Annotated in this window: 15 protein-coding genes; 11 read left to right on the top strand and 4 right to left on the bottom strand. The window is 70.5% G+C overall.

Annotation, left to right across the window (positions count from 1 at the left end):
* Positions 1 to 3,126 (top strand): efflux RND transporter permease subunit, encoded by a 3,126-nt coding sequence (locus tag ACLNGM_RS04525; RefSeq protein WP_416357379.1) that lies wholly within the window; start codon positions 1 to 3, stop codon positions 3,124 to 3,126.
* Between the two features lie 39 nt (positions 3,127 to 3,165).
* On the opposite strand, the gene ACLNGM_RS04520 is transcribed toward ACLNGM_RS04525, so the two are convergent.
* The 4 genes from ACLNGM_RS04520 to ACLNGM_RS04505 all read right to left on the bottom strand — a co-directional run bounded on the left by ACLNGM_RS04520 (position 3,166) and on the right by ACLNGM_RS04505 (position 6,155).
* On the bottom strand, positions 3,166 to 3,588 hold the full coding sequence (locus tag ACLNGM_RS04520; RefSeq protein ID WP_416357378.1) for a YbaN family protein: 423 nt from the start codon (positions 3,586 to 3,588) through the stop codon (positions 3,166 to 3,168).
* Positions 3,589 to 3,632: 44 nt separating this feature from the next.
* Positions 3,633 to 3,959: a helix-turn-helix domain-containing protein gene (locus tag ACLNGM_RS04515; RefSeq protein ID WP_416357377.1), complete on the bottom strand. Its 327-nt coding sequence runs from the start codon at positions 3,957 to 3,959 to the stop codon at positions 3,633 to 3,635.
* Positions 3,960 to 4,197: 238 nt separating this feature from the next.
* Positions 4,198 to 4,989 (bottom strand): SDR family NAD(P)-dependent oxidoreductase, encoded by a 792-nt coding sequence (locus tag ACLNGM_RS04510; protein WP_416357376.1) that lies wholly within the window; start codon positions 4,987 to 4,989, stop codon positions 4,198 to 4,200.
* Positions 4,986 to 6,155, bottom strand: a complete 1,170-nt coding sequence (locus tag ACLNGM_RS04505) for a zinc-dependent alcohol dehydrogenase (protein ID WP_416357375.1) — start codon at positions 6,153 to 6,155, stop codon at positions 4,986 to 4,988. The genes ACLNGM_RS04510 and ACLNGM_RS04505 overlap by 4 nt, the downstream gene beginning before the upstream one ends.
* A 196-nt stretch (positions 6,156 to 6,351) precedes the next feature.
* Between ACLNGM_RS04505 and ACLNGM_RS04500 the strand changes: the two genes are divergently transcribed.
* The 10 genes from ACLNGM_RS04500 to eutC all read left to right on the top strand — a co-directional run bounded on the left by ACLNGM_RS04500 (position 6,352) and on the right by eutC (position 17,306).
* Positions 6,352 to 7,494: a YihY/virulence factor BrkB family protein gene (locus tag ACLNGM_RS04500; RefSeq protein WP_416357374.1), complete on the top strand. Its 1,143-nt coding sequence runs from the start codon at positions 6,352 to 6,354 to the stop codon at positions 7,492 to 7,494.
* 81 nt (positions 7,495 to 7,575) lie between these two features.
* On the top strand, positions 7,576 to 8,463 hold the full coding sequence (locus ACLNGM_RS04495; protein ID WP_416357373.1) for an ABC transporter substrate-binding protein: 888 nt from the start codon (positions 7,576 to 7,578) through the stop codon (positions 8,461 to 8,463).
* On the top strand, positions 8,460 to 10,469 hold the full coding sequence (fhuB, locus tag ACLNGM_RS04490) for a Fe(3+)-hydroxamate ABC transporter permease FhuB (protein ID WP_416357372.1): 2,010 nt from the start codon (positions 8,460 to 8,462) through the stop codon (positions 10,467 to 10,469). Before ACLNGM_RS04495 ends, fhuB begins: the two co-directional genes overlap by 4 nt.
* Positions 10,466 to 11,269: an ABC transporter ATP-binding protein gene (locus ACLNGM_RS04485; protein WP_416357371.1), complete on the top strand. Its 804-nt coding sequence runs from the start codon at positions 10,466 to 10,468 to the stop codon at positions 11,267 to 11,269. The genes fhuB and ACLNGM_RS04485 overlap by 4 nt, the downstream gene beginning before the upstream one ends.
* Positions 11,270 to 11,491: 222 nt before the next feature.
* Positions 11,492 to 12,415: an AraC family transcriptional regulator gene (locus tag ACLNGM_RS04480; protein ID WP_416357370.1), complete on the top strand. Its 924-nt coding sequence runs from the start codon at positions 11,492 to 11,494 to the stop codon at positions 12,413 to 12,415.
* A 38-nt stretch (positions 12,416 to 12,453) separates the two neighbouring features.
* Entirely contained in the window at positions 12,454 to 12,990 is a 537-nt protein-coding gene (locus ACLNGM_RS04475; RefSeq protein ID WP_416357369.1) for a metallophosphoesterase family protein, read from the top strand.
* Positions 12,991 to 13,051: 61 nt separating this feature from the next.
* A complete protein-coding gene (locus tag ACLNGM_RS04470; protein WP_416357368.1) occupies positions 13,052 to 14,059 on the top strand; it encodes a zinc-dependent alcohol dehydrogenase family protein in 1,008 nt (335 codons plus the stop codon).
* A gap of 130 nt (positions 14,060 to 14,189) precedes the next feature.
* The gene (locus tag ACLNGM_RS04465; protein WP_416357367.1) at positions 14,190 to 15,038 is read left to right on the top strand and encodes a formate/nitrite transporter family protein; all 849 of its coding nucleotides are present in this window, start codon (positions 14,190 to 14,192) and stop codon (positions 15,036 to 15,038) included.
* Positions 15,039 to 15,141: 103 nt separating this feature from the next.
* Complete coding sequence (locus ACLNGM_RS04460) at positions 15,142 to 16,542, top strand: ethanolamine ammonia-lyase subunit EutB (RefSeq protein ID WP_416357366.1); 1,401 nt, start codon at positions 15,142 to 15,144, stop codon at positions 16,540 to 16,542.
* Entirely contained in the window at positions 16,539 to 17,306 is a 768-nt protein-coding gene (eutC, locus tag ACLNGM_RS04455; RefSeq protein WP_416357365.1) for an ethanolamine ammonia-lyase subunit EutC, read from the top strand. The genes ACLNGM_RS04460 and eutC overlap by 4 nt, the downstream gene beginning before the upstream one ends.
* Positions 17,307 to 17,514: the final 208 nt, after the last annotated feature.

Here is a 17,514-nt window from a genome sequence, read left to right as displayed (position 1 = left end):
ATGCGCCTCCTCGACAGCGTCATCACCCGGCCGATCCTGGCCGCGTCGTTCAACCTCCTCCTGATCGCGATCGGCATCGGCGCGATCCTGTCCCTTCCGATCCGCGAGTTCCCCGACGTCGATCCGCCGTCCGTCACGGTGAACACGATCTACCGGGGCGCGCAGGCCGAGGTGGTGGAGCGCGAGGTGACGCGCATCATCGAGGAGAACCTGTCGGGCATCGCCGGCATCCGGCAGATCCGCTCGACGACGCGCGACGAGAGTTCCGACATCGACCTCGAATTCGTGGCGGGCACCGACATCGACGCCGCCGCGGCGGACGTGCGCGACAAGGTCTCGGCGGTGCGCAACGACCTGCCCGACCTCGTCGAGGAGCCGGTGATCGAAAAGGCCTCGGCCGACGATCAGCCGATGATGTACCTGACGGTGCGCTCGGACGAACTCGACACCGCCGCCCTCACCGACATCGTCGACCGGACGGTGGTGGACGCGATCGGTGCCGTGTCGGGCGTGTCCCAGGTCCAGATCGGCGGCGAGAAGCGCTATGCCATGCGCATCTGGCTCGACCGGCGCGCCATGGCCGCGCGCGGCGTGACGGCCTCCGACGTGTCGGCGCGCCTCGAGGCCGAGAATGTCGAGCTTCCGGCGGGCGAACTCGAGACCGCGACGCAGGCGATCACCCTGCGGGCCGACACGCGATTCTCGTCGGCCGACGAATTCCGCGAACTTTCGCTCGTCGACCGGCAGGGCAACCGGGTCCGGCTCGGCGACATCGCGACCGTCGAGGTCGGCGTCGAAGACCGCAATTCCGGCTTTCGCGTTGACGGGCAGGACGCGATCTCGCTCGGCATCGTGCGCCAGTCCAACGCCAACACGCTGGAAATCGCGCAAGGCGTGATCGAGGAACTCGATTCGGTGCGCGACCAGATCCCCGATTCGGTCGAGATCGCGGTCGGCTACAACGAGGCCGTCTTCATCCGCGAGAACCTGAAGAACGTCGCCTCGACGCTGATCCAGACGATCGTGGTGATCGTGGTCGTGATCTTCGTCTTCCTCGGCTCCGTGCGCTCCACCATCATCCCCGCCGCGACGATCCCCGCCTCGATCATTCCGGCCGCGATCGTCGCCGTGGCGATGGGCTTCTCGCTGAACACCCTGACGATCCTTGCTGTCATCCTCGCGATCAGCCTGTGCACCGACGACGCCGTCGTCATCATGGAGAACATCCGCCGCCGCCAGCAGCAGGGCGAGCCGCTGCTCCTCGCCGCCGCGCGCGCGACCCGGCAGGTAGGCTTTGCGGTCTTCGCGAGCGCGCTGGTGCTGATCGCGGTGATCCTGCCGCTCGCTTTTCTCGGCGGCAATGTCGGCCTCCTGTTCCGCGAGTTCGCCATCGTCCTCGCCGCGATCGTTGGGTTCTCGACCACCGCGGCGCTGACGCTCGCGCCGATGCTGTCGTCGAAGCTCTTCACCACGCGCACCGAGCCGACACGCATGGAGCGTTTCGTCGGGGACCGGCTCGAACGGCTCGGCAACGCCTACAAGCGCGTGCTGGGGGTCGCCGTCCGCCATGTCTGGCTGACGCTCCTCGCCGGCCTGGCCTTCGCCGGCATCGGCGCCTTCGCCTTCACCGTGGTGCCGAGCGAGCTCGCGCCCGACGAGGATCGCGGGGCGATCATCGTGCGCGCGGAAGGGCCGGAGGGCGCCTCGCCCGCCTACATGTCGGACAAGATGCGCAGCCTCGAGACCGTGGTGCGCGAGACCAACGGCGAGGACGGGCCGATGCGCGCCATCCTCACCGTCCTGTCACCCGGCCGCACGGGACAGGGCCAGCCGACGGTCGGCATCCTCATCGTCCAGTTGAAGGACTGGTCGGAGCGCGAGGAAACCCAGATGGCCTTCCAGCAACGGCTGCAAGAGGCTCTGCCGGCGGTGACCGGCGTGCGGGCTTTCGCGATCAACCCGAACGGCCTCGGCATCGGCCGCGGGCGCCCGCTCTCGATGGTGGTGAAGGGGCCGGACCGCGACGTTCTCGACGCGTGGTCGCAGGAGATCGTCGAGAAGGGCCGCTCGATCCCCGGTCTCATCAATCTCGATTCGGACTACGACGACACCAAGCCCCAGGTGCGCGTCTCCGTCGACCGCTCGCGCGCCTCGGCGCTCGGCGTCGACGCGCAGGCGATCGGCGAGACGCTGCAGATCATGTTCGGCGAGGCGGAGATCACCCGCTATGTCGAGCGCGGCGAGGAATACGAGGTCATCCTCCAGGCACGCGCCGAGGACCGGCTGACGCCGTCCGACATCGACAACGTCTTCGTGCGATCCGGCCAGGGCGAGCTGATCCCGCTGTCGAGCGTCGTGATCCGCGAGGAGGTGGGCACGGTGCGCGAACTCGAGCGCCTCGACCGCCAGCCCTCGATCACCATCGGCGCCAACCTTGCCCCCTCGCTCTCGCTCGGCGACGCGCTCGCGCAGTTGGAAGAGATCGCCGTGGAGACGCAGCCGACGGGCACCGAGATCGCCTATACCGGCCAGAGCCTCGACTTCCAGGAGACGGGGTCGGCCGTCCTCTTCATCATGCTGATGATCCTCGTCCTCGTCTATCTCCTGCTCGCCGGCCAGTTCGAGAGCTTCGTCCACCCGTTCGTGATCCTGATGGCGGCCCCCGCCGCGCTCGCCGGCGGCGTCCTCATCCTCTGGGCGATGGGTCAGACGCTCAACATCTACAGCCAGATCGCGATGCTGCTCCTCATCGGCCTCGTCGCCAAGAACGCGATCCTTCTCGTGGAGTTCGCCAACCAGCTTCGCGAGGAGGGCGCCGAGCCGTTCGAGGCGGCCTTGGAAGCCGCGGGCCAGCGGCTGCGGCCGATTCTGATGACGACGCTCGCCACCATCATCGGCGCGGTGCCGCTGCTTCTGGAATCGGGCGCGGGCGCCGAGGCGCGCACCACGGTCGGCGCGGTGATCGCCGCCGGCACGACGCTCGGCACGTTCCTGACGCTCTTCGTGGTGCCGGCGCTCTACGTCCTCCTGTCGCGCTTCTCGCCGCCGCGCAACGCGCTGGAGGCCGAGCTTGAGACACTGGAGCGCGAGAACCCCGACCGCGGCCAGCCCCAGCCGGCGGAGTGAGCGCGGCGGCATGAGGCAGGCCTGCTCGGGCCGCCTCGCTCAGCGGGACGGACGGGTGACGAGCCAGGAGCCGACGCAGACGAGGATCGCGGCGACGCCGCCGATGACGGCCGTCGGCGCGCCGGATGCGGCGAGCATCGCGAGGCTTGCGGCCATCGAGGCGCAGGCGAGGATCTTCGCCCGCACCGGGACGGCCCGACGCGTGCGCCAGTCGTGCAGGATGGGACCGAACCGGGGGTGATTCTCGATCCGGGCCGCAAGCTCGGGCGAGCCGCGCGAGGCCGCCCAGGCGGCCAGAAGCAGGAACGGGGTCGCCGGAAGTCCCGGCAGGACGACGCCGGCAACGGCCAGCGCGAGAGCCGTCGATGCCAGGAGGCGGTAGCCGAGGCGCCGAAGGCGTCGTCCTTCGACGACCGGAACCATCGGATCCGCCGTGCCGGTCGCTCCCGTCGATGGCGTCACCAGGTCCGGGTCCGGCCTTTCCTGCATGTCGGCATGCCTGTGCTTCAGGGCGTCGCGTCCGCCTCGCTTCCCAGTCTTGCACGGGATGAGAAGTCGATGTCGAGGACTTCGATCAGGCTTCGAAGGTGGTGGCGCACTTCCGGGCTGCCGATCCGGTCGAGCGCCGCAGCGAGGGTCGGCTCGCCATCGGCCATCAGGGCCGCGGCATCGCCCTCCCCGTCGAGGCCGCGGAAGAAGTAGCCCGGGTCGACCGACAGGAGCACCGACAGATGGTAGAGCCGGCTGGCGCTCAGCCGGTTCTCGCCACTCTCGTACTTGCGGATCTGCTGGTAGGTCAGCCCCATGCTGCGCCCCACCTGCCCCAGCGTCATGCGACGCATCTCCCGGGCTGCGCGCAGACGACTTCCGATGCGGGTGTCGATGGGGTCTTTGCTCGGCACGATCAACTCTTCACGCAAGGGGACGAAGTTCGACATTCGCGCCGGACCTGTCCTGGCGCGTATGTCTAGCCGTCGAATCGGGGCTGATTCAACCGGCCAAGATCAATTTGGACACGAAATAAGATGTGGTGCCCATTTCGATATCAGCCAGTGCTTCGGAATGTCGCCCTCACCCTTTCGTTCCGGGCTCCGCGATCTTTCTGTGCTGCTCCGCCAGGAGCCCCGATGGGGTGATCGCGGCGAGCGTCGTCGCCAGCTTGTTCTTCCAGCCGCTGACGACGTCGCCGCGCCCCGACATCATCGCATCGAAGCCCGCCTTGGCGACCGCGGCGGCGTCGTCCTTGGGTCCTTGCCCCATGGCTGTGTCCATGAGGCCGGCACGGCGGAAGAACTCGGTGTCGGTCGGTCCTGGCATCAGACAAGACACCGTGACGCCCGTGTCCTTCAGCTCGTTGCGCAGCGCGAAGGCGAAGCTGTCGATGAAGCTCTTCGTGCCGTTGTAGACCGCCTGGAAGGCGCCCGGCATGAAGCCCGCGATCGACCCGGTGAGGAGGATATGCCCGCGCCCGGCCGCACGCATGTCCCGGCCGATCCGGTGGATCACCTCGATCGTCCCGGTGATGTTGGTGTCGACGACACGCCGGGCGGCGTCGAAGTCCTGGTCGAGGAAGGCTTGGCCGAGACCGCGTCCCGCGTTGGCGAGGAGCGCCTCGACCGGGCGGCCGTGGAGCGCCTCGCAGAGGGCGGCGACCCCTTCGCGCGTTGCAAGGTCCACCTCCACCGCGTCGACCCGGGCGCCGAGCGCCCGGAGTTCCTCGGCGGCGTTGCGGATCTGCGGCTCGTCGGCCGCGACCACGAGGTCGAAGCCGTTGCGCGCGCAGAGCCTGGCAAGTTCCAGCCCGATGCCCGTCGAGGCTCCGGTGACCACGGCGAGCGGGCGCCCGTTCGGGGATGCGCTCATGGCCTCAGCACCACCTTGACGCAGCCGTCCTGCTTGTCGCGGAAGGTCTTGTAGAGCTCCGGCCCCTCTTCGAGGCTCGCCCGGTGCGTGATGATGAAGGACGGGTCGATCTGCCCCTCCTCGATCCGCTGGAGCAGGATCGGCAGGTAGCGCTGCACCGGCGTCTGCGCCATGCGGAAGGTGAGGCCGCGGTTGATCGCCGAGCCCATCGGGATCTTGTCGAGGAAGCCGCCGTAGACGCCGACGATCGACACGGTGCCGAAGTTGCGCGTGCAGTGGATCGCCTGCCGGAGGACATGCGGGCGGTCGGTGCCCATGAAGGTCGCCTGCTTCACCCGGTCGATCACCGCATCGAACGAACCCGTGCCGTGGGCTTCCGAGCCGACTGCGTCGATCGAGGCGTCGACGCCGCGCCCGCCCGTCAGCTCCTGGATGCGTTCGAAGATGTCTTCGTCCATGAAGTCGAGGACGATCGCGCCGCTCTCTGCCGCGATGGCCTTGCGCTCGGGCACCGTGTCGATCGCGATGACGCGGCCCGCACCCAGCATGAACGCGCTCTTGATCGCCATCTGGCCGACCGGACCGCAGCCCCAGACCGCGATCGTGTCGCCCTCCTGGATGTTGCAGAAATCGGCCGCCATGTAGCCGGTCGGGAAGATGTCGGACAGGAACAGGACCTGTTCGTCGGTGAGATGCGAAGGCACCTTGATCGGCCCGACATCGGCATAGGGCACGCGCAGGTATTCCGCCTGACCGCCCGCGAAGCCGCCGAGGAGGTGCGAGTAGCCGAAGAGGCCGGCGGGCGAATGACCCCAGGCCTTGGCGGCGAGGTCCTTGTTGGGGTTGGAGCGCTCGCAGCCCGAATAGAAGCCGCGCTGGCAGAAGAAGCATTCGCCGCAGGAAATGGTGAAGGGCACGACGACCCGGTCGCCGACCTTGAGCTTGGAGACGCCCGAGCCGGTCTCGACCACCTCGCCCATGGTCTCGTGTCCGAGAATGTCGCCCGACTCCATGCCGGGGATGACACCGTCGTAGATGTGCAGGTCCGAGCCGCAGATGGCGCAGGCCGTCACCTTGATGACGACGTCGCCGGCGTCCTCGATCGTCGGATCGGGGACGCTTTCGCAGCGGATATCGCTCTTGCCGTGCCAGGTCAGGGCCTTCATCGATCGCCTCCATGACTTTGGGATGTCGGAGGGGAAGGCGATGGCGTCCGCACGCGTTCCGGGTTCCGGGCCCACTGTTCGCTTAGGTGCGTATCGTTAGGCGGCTGGCGGCAGCGCCCGCTTCCGCAGGGATCGGAAGGCGATCCGCGGCGTTTCGGGCGCGGGGATTTGCAGCTGAGACCAGAGGGGACAGGCCATGGAGTTTTCCGCCCGCCGCCGCAGCCGGCACCGTATCGGAACCGGCGAGATCGTCGTCGGCCTCGCCTCGCTCGGGCTGCTCGGCGCGCTCGGGCTTCTGGTGCGCCGCGACGGCGCCGGCGAACGCCAGGACGAGACGGGTGAGGGCTTTCGCTCCGAAGGCGCCGGCCATGCCGACGCGTCGGCGGCCGTCGCGGAGCGCGGACGCGGCCGAGAGGCGCGTCATCCCGGCGAGATCCCGGCACGCGGCTGGATCGACGTCCTCTGGCGCACCGCCCTTGAATTTTCCGCCGACCGGCTGATGCTGGTCTCGGCGGGCGTCACCTTCTACGTCCTCCTCGCGCTGTTTCCCGCGATCACCGCGATGGTCTCGATCTACGGGCTGTTCACGGACGCCTCGAACTTCGGGGACCAGATGCGCATCCTCTCCGGGTTCCTGCCGGGCGGCGCGATGGACATCATCGGCGAGCAGATGGCGCGTGTCGCCTCCAAGGGCGAGACCAAGCTTGGCCTCGGCCTCGCGTTCGGCCTCGGCCTCGCGCTGTGGAGCGCCAATGCGGGGATGAAGACGCTCTTCGACGCGCTCAACATCGTCTACGAGGAGGAGGAGGCGCGCGGCTTCGTCCGCCTGACGTTGGTCTCCCTGTTCTTCACCCTGTGCGCGATCGTGTTCCTGATCCTGGCGCTCGCCGCCGTCGTGCTCCTGCCGATCGCGCTCGAGTTCATCGGTCTCGGCGGCATCGAGCCGTGGCTGCTCGTCCTGCGCTGGCCGCTGCTTCTCGTGGTCGTCGCGGGCGGCCTCTCGATCGTCTACCGCTACGGGCCGAGCCGCGAGCGGGCGCGCTGGCGCTGGATCACGCCCGGCGCGGGACTGGCGGCGGTGCTCTGGGTGATCTTCTCGATCGCCTTCTCCTGGTATGCGCAGAATTTCGGCAGCTACGACGAGACCTATGGGTCGCTCGGCGCGGCGATCGGCTTCATGACCTGGATCTGGGTATCCACCATGGTGGTGCTCGTCGGCGCCGAGCTCGACGCCGAACTCGAGCACCAGACCGCGCGCGATTCCACCACGAGCCCGGCGCGGCCGATGGGTCAGCGCGGCGCCCGCATGGCCGACACGCTGGGAGAGGCGCGCGGCTGAGGCTTCGGCGGCACGGCCTTGCGCCGGGCGGGGCCGAGCGCTAGGGGAAAGGTGACTGAAGTACTCCACAAAAACGGGCCGATGCTGCCGTTCTCCCTTCACCGCCGGGCTTTCCTGTCCGCACTCGTTGCCGCCAGCTGCCTGCCCGGCGTCGCAGCCGAGGCTGCCGCTCCCTTTCCCCGGCGCGTTGCCTGCTTCGACTATGCGCTGGCCGAGCTCCTGCTTCTTCTCGGCGTCGAACCGATTGCGGTGATGTCGGCGGCCGACTGGCCGGTCTGGACCGGCGAGCCGCCGCTTCCCCCCTCGGTCGCCGACCTCGGCGCCTCGCAGGAGCCCAATCTCGAGCGCCTCGTGGCGCTGAAGCCCGACCTTATCCTGTCGACCGACTATACCGCGATGGCCGAGGCCGCCGCGGCGCGAATCGCGCCGGTGGAGCGGCTGACGATCTACGGCGCGGGCACCGACCCCCTGCCGCGCGCCCGCGAGGTGCTCCTCACGCTTGGCCGGCGGCTGGGCCTCGAGGACCGCGCCGCGGCCGCGCTCGCCGCCTTCGACGCGGAACTCGCCGGCCTGTCGCAGCGCCTGCCGGCGAACCCGCCGCCGCTTCTCATGGTCGCCTTCATGGATACGCGCCACGCCCGCGTCTTCGGCCGCGCCAGCCTGTTCGGCAACGCGATCGAAGCGCTGGGGCTCGCCAACGCCTATCCCGGCGAGGTGAACCCGTGGGGCTTTGCCACCGTCGGCGTGGAGGCGCTCGCGCCCTACGGCGACGCGCTTCTCCTGTCGGTCGACCCGGCCCCCGCCGACACCTGGCCGACGCTGGAGCGCAGCCCGATCTGGACCGAACTGCCCTTCGTGCGCGAAGGCCGCGTCCGGCGGATCGCTCCCGTCCTCACCTTCGGCGCCGTTTCGGCGGCGGCGCGCTGCGCCCGCCTCGTCACCGGTGCGCTGGCGGGGGAGGCCGCGTGAGCGCGGGGGCCCTGCCCCGGCCGCGCGGCGGCCTCGTCCTCGCGCTTCTCGCGCTGCCGGCCCTGGCGCTCGCCGCCTATGTCGTGTCCGGCCCGCTTCGCGCCGCGCTCGAAGCGCCGTCGGGCGGGACCTACGACATCGAGCGCATGGTGCTGCTGCACGCCACCCTGCCGCGGCTCGCGATGGCGGTCCTGTGCGGGGGCGCGCTCGCGGCGTCCGGCGCGTTCCTGCAGCAGGCCCTGCGCAATCCCCTGGCCTCGCCGACGACGCTCGGCGTCGAGGCCGGCGGACGACTGGCGCTCGCCGTCGCGACGCTCATGGCCCCCGCCCTCTTCGGCTGGGGCCGCGATCTCGTGACGCTCGCCGGCTGCGGACTGTCGACACTCCTCGTCTTCGCGCTGGTGCGCCGCCGCCACTTCGCCGCGGTCTCGCTGATCCTCGCGGGCCTCGTGGTCGGCCTTTATGCCGGCGCCCTCTCGGCGCTCCTGACGCTGCTCAACGACCGCTACCTCGCCAGCCTCTTCATCTGGGGTTCGGGCTCGCTGTCGCAGCAGAGCTGGGACCCGTTCCTGTCGCTTCTCCTGCGCCTCGCGCTCCTCGTGCCGCCCGCCCTCCTCCTCGTGCGTCCGTTGGCGCTCCTCGATCTCGACGACGCCAACGCGCGCGCGCGCGGCCTCGATCCGGCGCGCCTGCGCGCGATGGCCGTGTTCCTGTCGGTCGCGATCTCGGCCTTTACGGTCAGCGCCGTCGGCGTGATCGGCTTCGTCGGCCTCGTCGCGCCGCTTCTCGCGCGCCTGTCCGGCGCCCGCTCCTTCGCCGCGCGGCTGGCGCTGTCGACGGGGCTCGGTGCGGCGATCCTGCTTCTGACCGACGCCGCGCTGCAGGCCGTGCCGGGGCCGGTCGGCACCTTCCTGCCGACCGGCGCGGTCACCGCGATCGTCGGCGCGCCGCTTCTGCTTCTACTCCTGCCGCGGCTCGCCACTGCCGATCGTGCGCCGATTCCGGCCGACGGCGCCATCCGGCAGGCGGCGGGTGGGCCGACGCGCCCGCGCGCACGGCTCACTGCCGTCGCCTGCGGGCTCCTCGCGTTCGGCCTCCTTGCCCTCTTCGTCGGCCCCGATCCGGAGACGGGCGCCTGGGGCCTGCTCCCGCCGGCCCTCTTCTCCGACATCCTGCCGCTGCGCTGGCCGCGCATGCTGGGCGCGGGCGCGGCGGGCGCGATGCTCGGCACCGCCGGCCTCGTGCTCCAGCGCCTCACCGGCAACGAGATGGCGAGCCCCGAGGTGCTCGGCGTCAGCGCGGGCGCCGCCTTCGCGGCCGCGATGGTGCTGTTCCTCATGCCGACGCCGGCGACGGCCGCGATGGGCGCGGCGGCGGTCGCCGGCAGCCTCGCCGTCCTGATGGCGGTCCTCGCCTTCGGACGGCGCTCCGGCTTTCAGCCCGAGCGCGTGCTCCTCGCCGGCATTGCGCTCAATGCGCTGCTCGACGCCGTGGTTGGCCTCCTGTCGGCGGGCGGCGATCCGCGAGCGCTGATGCTGCTGGGCTGGATGGCCGGCTCGACCGGCGGGCTCACCCCCGAGGCCGCCATCGCGGCGGGCGTGGGTGCGGCGGTCCTTGTGTCGCTTGCCGCCCTTGCCGCGCGCCCGCTGGCCCTCCTGCCGCTCGGGGCCCCGGTGTCGCGCGCGCTCGGCCTGCCGCTTGCCCGCACGCGTCTCGCGCTTTTCGCACTGGCCGCGGTCCTCACCGCCGCGGCGACGCCGATCGCCGGGCCGCTGACCTTCGTCGGCCTGATGGCCCCGCATCTCGCCCGGCTCGTCGGCGTCCACCGTCCGCTGCCCGCGCTCGGCGTCAGCGCCTTGTCGGGAGCGGCGATCCTCGTGGTCGCGGACTGGCTCGGCCGCAGCCTCGCCTTTCCCTGGACCCTGCCGACCGGCATCGTCGCGGCCCTTGTCGGCGCACCGTGCCTGATGCTGCTTCTCGCCCGCCGGAGAACCGCCGCGCCATGAACGATCGTTCCGACAGCCCCCGCTCCGGTTCGGGTTACGCCCTTCAGGGCGCGTCGTTCGCGGTGTCCGGCCGGACCCTGCTGCACCCCCTCGACCTCGAACTCGCGCCCGGCCGCGTCGTCGGGCTCGTCGGCCATAACGGATCGGGCAAGTCGACGCTCCTGAAGCTTCTCGCCCGCCAGGAGCGACCGACGGGGGGTCGCGTCCGCTTCGGCGATCGCGATCTGGCCGCATGGGGCGAGCGCGATTTCGCCCGTCACGTCGCCTATCTGCCGCAGACGACGCCGCCGGCGCCCGGCCTCACCGTGCGTGAACTCGCAGCCCTCGGCCGCTACCCTTGGCACGGACCCTTCGGCCGCTTCACCGACAACGACCGCGCCCATGTCGAGACCGCGCTCGAGGCCACCGGGATGCTGGCCCTGGCTGAGCGCGCGGTGGACGCCTTGTCCGGCGGCGAGCGCCAGCGCGCCTGGCTCGCCATGCTGGTCGCGCAGGACGCCGGCTGCCTGCTTCTCGACGAGCCGATCTCGGCGCTCGACGTCGCCCACCAGATCGAGGTCCTCGGCCTCGTGCGGTCCCTCAGCCGGTCGCACGGCGTCGGCGTCGTGGTGGTCCTCCACGACATCAACATGGCCGCCCGCTTCTGCGACGAGATCCTGGCGCTGAAGGCGGGACGGATCGTCGCGCGCGGCCGCCCGCAGGAGGTCGTCACCGCGCCGGCGCTGGAGGCGATCTACGGCCTGGCGATGGCGATCCTCGACCATCCTGGCCAGACCGCGCCGGTCGCCATCCCGCTGTAACCCGAGGCGAAAAATTCCTGCAACTTTGACAGGTAGCCTTAATGCCGCCATCAACCGCAGCGTGGTATGCAACCGTAGAGCCTTCCCCCAGACGCCCCGCGACTGGACGCATCGGGACGAAGGCCGAAAAGGGCGTCGGGGCACGTGCAGGACAGGTCGGAGCGAAGCGACGGCGGGAGGGGTGATGTCGCCACGCGCGATGCCGGGTCGCCCGGTGCCGACGTGTGGCTCGATCATCATGTCCGTGGTTTCGAGGCGCTCGAGCATCTGAACGATCAGGCGCGCATGCCGATGCATTTCCGGCCGACCGGCCGCGAGGCGCCGCAGGTCGATATCGGCGGGATCCGCTCGCCGCGCCTCGCGATCTGGTCGGTGCAATCCTCCACCGGCTTCGAGAGCGCGCCGTCGGAAGGCCTCGATCTCTATTCGATCCGCATCCCCTTGCGCGGCGGCGTCGTGCGTCGCACCGCCAGTCGCGAGTTCGAGACAGTGGTCGGCACTGCAACGATCCTTCCGGCGAACGAGATCGTCGCCACGCGCTTCCAGCCGGGCTCCGACATCCTCAACTGCTCAGTCGGCGGATCGGATCTACGCGCGCGCTTCGAACAGCTCGAAGGGCAGCGCCCGTCCGCCCTCCGGCTCCAGCCGTCGACCAATCTGGAAGGCCCTCGCCTCCAGGCGCTGGTGCACACGATCCGCCAGATCGGCGACCACCTGGGAACGCCGGCCGCCACGCTGACCGGCCCGCTCCTGATGGATCTTCTCCTGAACCAGATCCTGACCTCCTGGCCGCGCGGGCAGGCGCAGCCCGTGGACGGCTCGTTGCGGGCGGCGGACAAGGCGGTGGACTTCATCGAGGCGCATCTCGCCGAGCCCATGACGATCGGCAGCGTCGCGGCGGCCGCCGGCGTCAGCCTGCGCACCCTGCAGTCGGCCTTTCGGATGCGCACCGGAAAGACGCCGCTCGGCTACATCCTCGACCGACGGCTGGAGAACGCCCATCTCGACCTTCTTGCCAACGAAGGACGTCTGCCGGTCTCGCAGATCGCCTATCGCTGGGGTTTTCTTCACATGGGAGAGTTCGCGCGCCGCTACCGCGAACGCTACGGCGCGCCCCCTTCGCGCACCGGCCGGCGCAGCGCCTGACACGCGCCGCCCGGGCGCCGCCGCCCTAGATCGCGTCGATGATCTTCTTCACGGCCGATACCCATTTCAACGACCCGCGCGTCTTGCGCATCGACCGTCGACCGTTCCCCGATCTCGCCGCCCACGACGCCGCGCTGATTGCCGCCTGGAACGCGGTCGTCGGGCCGCACGACGAGGTCTGGCACCTCGGCGACTTCGCGCGGGGTCCGAGCGAGTTGAAGGACGCGCTCCTCGACCGGCTGAGCGGCGTGAAGCACCTCGTCGCCGGCAACAACGACGATGCCGCAACGCGCTGCAATCCGCGCTGGCAAAGCGTCCAGGCCTATGCTGAACTCACCGTCGAGGGCCGGCCGCTCGTCCTCTGCCACTATGCGTTCCGCACCTGGAACGGGATGGGCAAGGGCGCGATCGACCTCCACGGCCATTCCCACGCCCGGTTGAAGCCGATCCCGCGCCAGTACGACGTCGGCGTCGACGCCTTTCCCTTCCGCCCCGTCGCACTGGAGGAGATCCTCGCCTCGCGTCGGCGCGGCCGCCCGGCTCCACGCGACGCCTCCCCCTCGCCGGCGTCCTGACGGTTCATATGTAGGCCGAACGGTCCGTTGGAGACCGGCAGGACGACGTGGAGATGTGACGATGAAGGCGATGGCGTTGAGGGCACCCGGCGGGCTGGATCGGATCGTGGCGGAGGACCGTCCCGATCCCGGCCAGCCCGGACCCGGCGAGATTCGCGTCGCCTTGCACGGCGGTTCGCTGAACTATCACGACCTGTCGGTCGCCACCGGAAAGATGAAGGCGGACGACGGCCGCATCCTTCTGGCCGACGGCGCGGGCATCGTGGAGAGCGTCGGCGAGGGCGTGTCGGACTTTGCGCCGGGCGATCTCGTCGTCTCCTGCTTCTTTCCGGACTGGCAGGACGGAGCGCCGACGGCCGGCGACTTCGCCCGCACGCCGGGCGACGGTATCGACGGGTTCGCGCGGGACGTCGCGGTCCTGCCGGCGACGGCCTTCACCAAGGCGCCGAAGGGCTACGACGCGGTCGAGGCCGCGACCATCACCACCGCCGGTCTGACGGCGTGGCGTGCGCTGGTCGGCGACGGCGGGCTGAAGGCGGGCGACACGGTGCTCCTTCTCGGCACCGGCGGCGTCTCGATCTGGGCGCTGCAGATCGCCCGAATGTTCGGGGCCCGGGTCGCGATCACCTCGTCCTCGGACGAGAAGCTGGAGCGCGCCCGCCAGCTCGGCGCCGAGTTCACCCTGAACTACCGCTCCGAACCCGAATGGGGCCGCCGCATCCGCGAGTGGACCGGTGGTGTAGGTGTCGACCATGTGGTCGAGGTCGGCGGGCCCGGCACCCTGGCGCAGTCGATCGAGGCGGTGCGGATCGGCGGCCATATCTCGCTGATCGGCGTTCTCACCGGCTTTTCCGGCGAGGTGCCGACCGGCGCCTTCATGACCAAGCAGGCGCGGCTGCAGGGGCTCATCGTCGGCAGCCGCCGCCAGCAGCAGGACTTCGTGCGCGCGCTGGAGGCGAACGGCGTGCGCCCGGTCGTCGACCGCCGCTTTCCCCTTGCCGATCTCGCCGAGGCCTTCCGCCATGAGGAGGGCGCCAGCCACTTCGGCAAGATCGGCATCGAGTGGTAGCACCGACCCTCGAGGAGACGGTGCGCGGCCTCGCGGCGCGCACCTTTCCCGGCGGCCTCCGGCATCCATTTCCCGGCTGACGAACGGGCGCGCGTGTCTCGTCCCGCCAGCACAAGGATGGAGCGCCCCCATGTCCGACGAGAAGTCCACCAACACGATCGACGACGCGTCGCCGCCCGAGACGGCGAAGAACGCCCTCGCCTATCTCGCCGCCAAGGTGAAGAAGCCGACCGGCGACGTGTTCCTTCTCGGCGTCCTGGCCGGCGCCTTCATCGCCTTCGGCGCGATCCTCTATCTCGTCACCGCGGCCGGCGAGGGCTTTTCCGGGCCGCGCCATCTCCTCTCCGGCCTCGGCTTCTCCGTCGGGCTCGTGCTCGTGACGGTGGCCGGCGCCGAGCTCTTCACCGGCGACACGATGCTGGTGATCCAGCGCGTGCGCGACCGGCTCGACCGCGGCACGATGTGGCGCTTCTGGGGTGTGGTCTATGCCGGCAACCTTGCCGGCGCGCTTCTGGTCGCGATCCTCTTCGTGATCGCCGGGGGCCATCTGGCGGGCGACGGCGCGGTCGGCCTCGCGGCGCTGGAAACCGCGACGGGCAAGGTCGAGAAGGGCATCCTCCAGCTCATCGCCAGCGGCATCCTCGCCAATATGCTCGTCTGCCTTGCGGTCTGGATGGCGCAGGCCGCCCGCACCGTGCCCGGCAAAATCCTCGCGATCGTCGGCCCGATCACCGCCTTCGTGGCCGCCGGCTTCGAGCATTCCGTCGCCAACATGTCGATCATCCCGATCGCCCTCATCGTGAAGGGCTTTGCGGGGCCGGATTTCTGGGCCGCCGCCGGCACCGACTCGTCGGCCTTCGCGGCGCTCGGGGTCTTCGGCTTCCTGAAGAACCTCCTGTTCGCGACGATCGGCAACATCCTCGGCGGCGGCTCGGTCGGCCTCGCCTACTGGTACGCCTACCTGCGAAAGGTCGGCTGAACAGCGGCCGCGGTCTTGTGGTGCGGGGCTCGCCCCGCCTACCATTCCCGAGCGGGAGCCGCCGGTCGCTCCCCGCAGATCGCCGCCAACGGGGAGCCGACCCATGCCCTTCTCGCACACGGTGGAAGGCACCGTCTTCCGGTTCGAAACGCTGGCCGACCTTCTCGCCAAGGCGACACCCCAGCGCTCGGGCGACGCGCTCGCCGGGATCGCGGCGTCCGGCCCTGTCGAACGCCTCGCCGCGCAGATGGCGCTCGCCGACACGCCCTTGAAGACCTTCCGCGCCGAGCCGCTGCTGGCGGATCGGGGCGACGAGGTCACCGACCTCATCGACCGGCAGTTCAACGAGGCGGCCTTCGCGCCCGTCGCCTCGCTCACCGTCGGCGCCTTCCGCGACTGGCTGCTCGCCGCCGACGGCGAGGCGATCGCGGCGCTTGGCCGGGGTCTGACGCCGGAGATGGTGGCGGCGGTGTCGAAGATCTGCCGCCTGCAGGATCTCGTGGCGATCGCCGCCCGGCGCCGCGTCGTCACCCGCTTCCGCTCGACGATCGGGCTCGAGGGACGCCTGTCGACGCGCAACCAGCCGAACCATCCGACCGACGATTCCCTCGGCATCCTCGCCTCCGCGCTGGACGGGCTCCTGATGGGATCGGGCGACGCGGTGATCGGCGTCAATCCGGCGACCGATACGGTCGAGGACTACCGGCGCGTCGTATCGCTCCTGGAAGAGCTGCGCACCCGCCTCGGCGTGCCGACGCAAGCTTGCTGCCTCGGCCACGTCACCGTCGCGATCGAGGCGATGGCCAAGGGTGCGCCGGTCGACCTCGTGTTCCAGTCGGTCGCCGGCTCGCAGAAGGCCAATGCCGGCTTCGGCATTGATCTCGCCGTGCTGCGCGAGGCGGCTGACGCGGGACGCGCGCTGGGCCGCTGCCCGGCGGGCGGCCAGTTCATGTATTTCGAGACGGGCCAGGGCTCGGCGCTCTCGGCCGACGCCCACTTCGGCATCGACCAGCAGACGATGGAAGCGCGGGCCTATGCCGTGGCACGCGAGTTCGATCCGCTCCTCGTCAACACGGTGGTCGGCTTCATCGGCCCGGAATACCTCTTCAACGGCCGCGAGATCATCCGCGCCGGGCTCGAGGACCACTTCTGCGGCAAGCTTCTCGGCCTGCCGATGGGCGTCGACGTCTGCTACACCAACCATGCCGACGCCGACGGCGACGACATGGACGCGCTCTTGACGCTGCTCGTCGCGGCAGGCGTCAATTTTGTGATCACCGTGCCCGGTGCCGACGACATCATGCTGAACTACCAGTCGCTGTCGCATCACGACGCGGCGTTCGCGCGGCAGACGCTGGGGCGACCGCCGGCGCCGGAATTCGAGCGCTGGCTCGCCGAGACCGGCATCCTCGACGATCGCGGCCGGCTCGGCGCCTCTCGCGCACTTCTCGACGATCTTGGGAACCGCCTGCCGCTTCTCTCCGACTGGGGAGCGGCGGCATGAGCGGCGACGATCGGCCCGCTCTCCAGGGCCCGCGCGCGCTCGACCTTCGCCGGCTTACCGGTGCGCGCGTGGCTCTCGGCGAGGTGGGCGGCGGCGTGCCGACCAACGCCCACCAGCGCTTTCTTCTCGATCACGCGCGAGCGCGCGAGGCGGTGTGGACGGAGGTCGACTGGCCCCGCGTGCGCGAGGCGGTCCTCGGCGGCGGAATGGCGGCGCTCGACGTCGAAAGCCTCGTCGGCGACCGGGCGGAGTATCTGCGCCGTCCCGATCTCGGCCGCCGCCTGTCGGACGCCTCACGCGATGTCTTGAGCGGCGAGGCGCAGGGCGCCGACCTCGCGCTGGTGATCGCGGACGGGTTGTCGGCGACGGCGGTGACGCTGAACGCCGCGCCGCTCGCGCTGCGCATCGCCGCGCTCGCGGCCGGGCGCGGCTGGCGGCTGGCCCCGGTGGTTCTGGCGCGCCAGGCGCGCGTCGCGCTCGGCGACGAGGTCGGCGCAGCGCTCGGCGCCCGCGTCGTGGTGCTTTTGGTGGGCGAGCGGCCGGGGCTCTCGGCCGCCGACAGCCTCGGTGCCTACATCACCCACGCGCCCACCCCCGGCACCCCGGACTCGCGGCGCAACTGCATCTCCAACATCCGTGAGGGCGGCCTGCCCGTGGAGGCTGCCGCCAGGCAGGTCGAGGACCTCGTCTCGCGCATGCTGGCGCAGGGCCGGAGCGGCGTGGAGCTGCGGCGCGACGCGCCGCCTCTCCTGCCGGGCGGGTGAGAAACCGGCCGGGCCGGCCGAAGGCCGAGTTGGAAGATATCCTTCGCCGTGCGAAGATGGCGCGCTGCGGAAGGGCAACCTGACGGGCGCAGCCAAGCCCAACCGGGAGCCGTCACCGGCTTCCGGTTGGGTGGTTGGCTTTGGGTCGGATCGGTTGCCGGAAGCGGGGGAAGATAGCTGGACGCCCGATGAAGGGCGCCCAGCCATA

Source organism: Aureimonas phyllosphaerae, from assembly GCF_047943035.1.
Taxonomy (GTDB): domain Bacteria; phylum Pseudomonadota; class Alphaproteobacteria; order Rhizobiales; family Rhizobiaceae; genus Aureimonas; species Aureimonas phyllosphaerae.
This window is presented reverse-complemented; position numbering and strand designations above follow the sequence as displayed.

Coding starts and splice junctions, on each gene's coding strand:
- ACLNGM_RS04460 (WP_416357366.1), top strand. CDS start 15,142: ATGCCCTTCTCGCACACGGTGGAAGGCACCGTCTTCCGGTTCGAAACG.
- ACLNGM_RS04485 (WP_416357371.1), top strand. CDS start 10,466: ATGAACGATCGTTCCGACAGCCCCCGCTCCGGTTCGGGTTACGCCCTT.
- ACLNGM_RS04500 (WP_416357374.1), top strand. CDS start 6,352: ATGGAGTTTTCCGCCCGCCGCCGCAGCCGGCACCGTATCGGAACCGGC.
- ACLNGM_RS04505 (WP_416357375.1), bottom strand. CDS start 6,155: ATGAAGGCCCTGACCTGGCACGGCAAGAGCGATATCCGCTGCGAAAGC.
- ACLNGM_RS04510 (WP_416357376.1), bottom strand. CDS start 4,989: ATGAGCGCATCCCCGAACGGGCGCCCGCTCGCCGTGGTCACCGGAGCC.
- ACLNGM_RS04515 (WP_416357377.1), bottom strand. CDS start 3,959: ATGACGCTGGGGCAGGTGGGGCGCAGCATGGGGCTGACCTACCAGCAG.
- eutC (WP_416357365.1), top strand. CDS start 16,539: ATGAGCGGCGACGATCGGCCCGCTCTCCAGGGCCCGCGCGCGCTCGAC.
- ACLNGM_RS04470 (WP_416357368.1), top strand. CDS start 13,052: ATGAAGGCGATGGCGTTGAGGGCACCCGGCGGGCTGGATCGGATCGTG.
- ACLNGM_RS04465 (WP_416357367.1), top strand. CDS start 14,190: ATGTCCGACGAGAAGTCCACCAACACGATCGACGACGCGTCGCCGCCC.
- ACLNGM_RS04525 (WP_416357379.1), top strand. CDS start 1: ATGCGCCTCCTCGACAGCGTCATCACCCGGCCGATCCTGGCCGCGTCG.
- ACLNGM_RS04495 (WP_416357373.1), top strand. CDS start 7,576: ATGCTGCCGTTCTCCCTTCACCGCCGGGCTTTCCTGTCCGCACTCGTT.
- ACLNGM_RS04475 (WP_416357369.1), top strand. CDS start 12,454: ATGATCTTCTTCACGGCCGATACCCATTTCAACGACCCGCGCGTCTTG.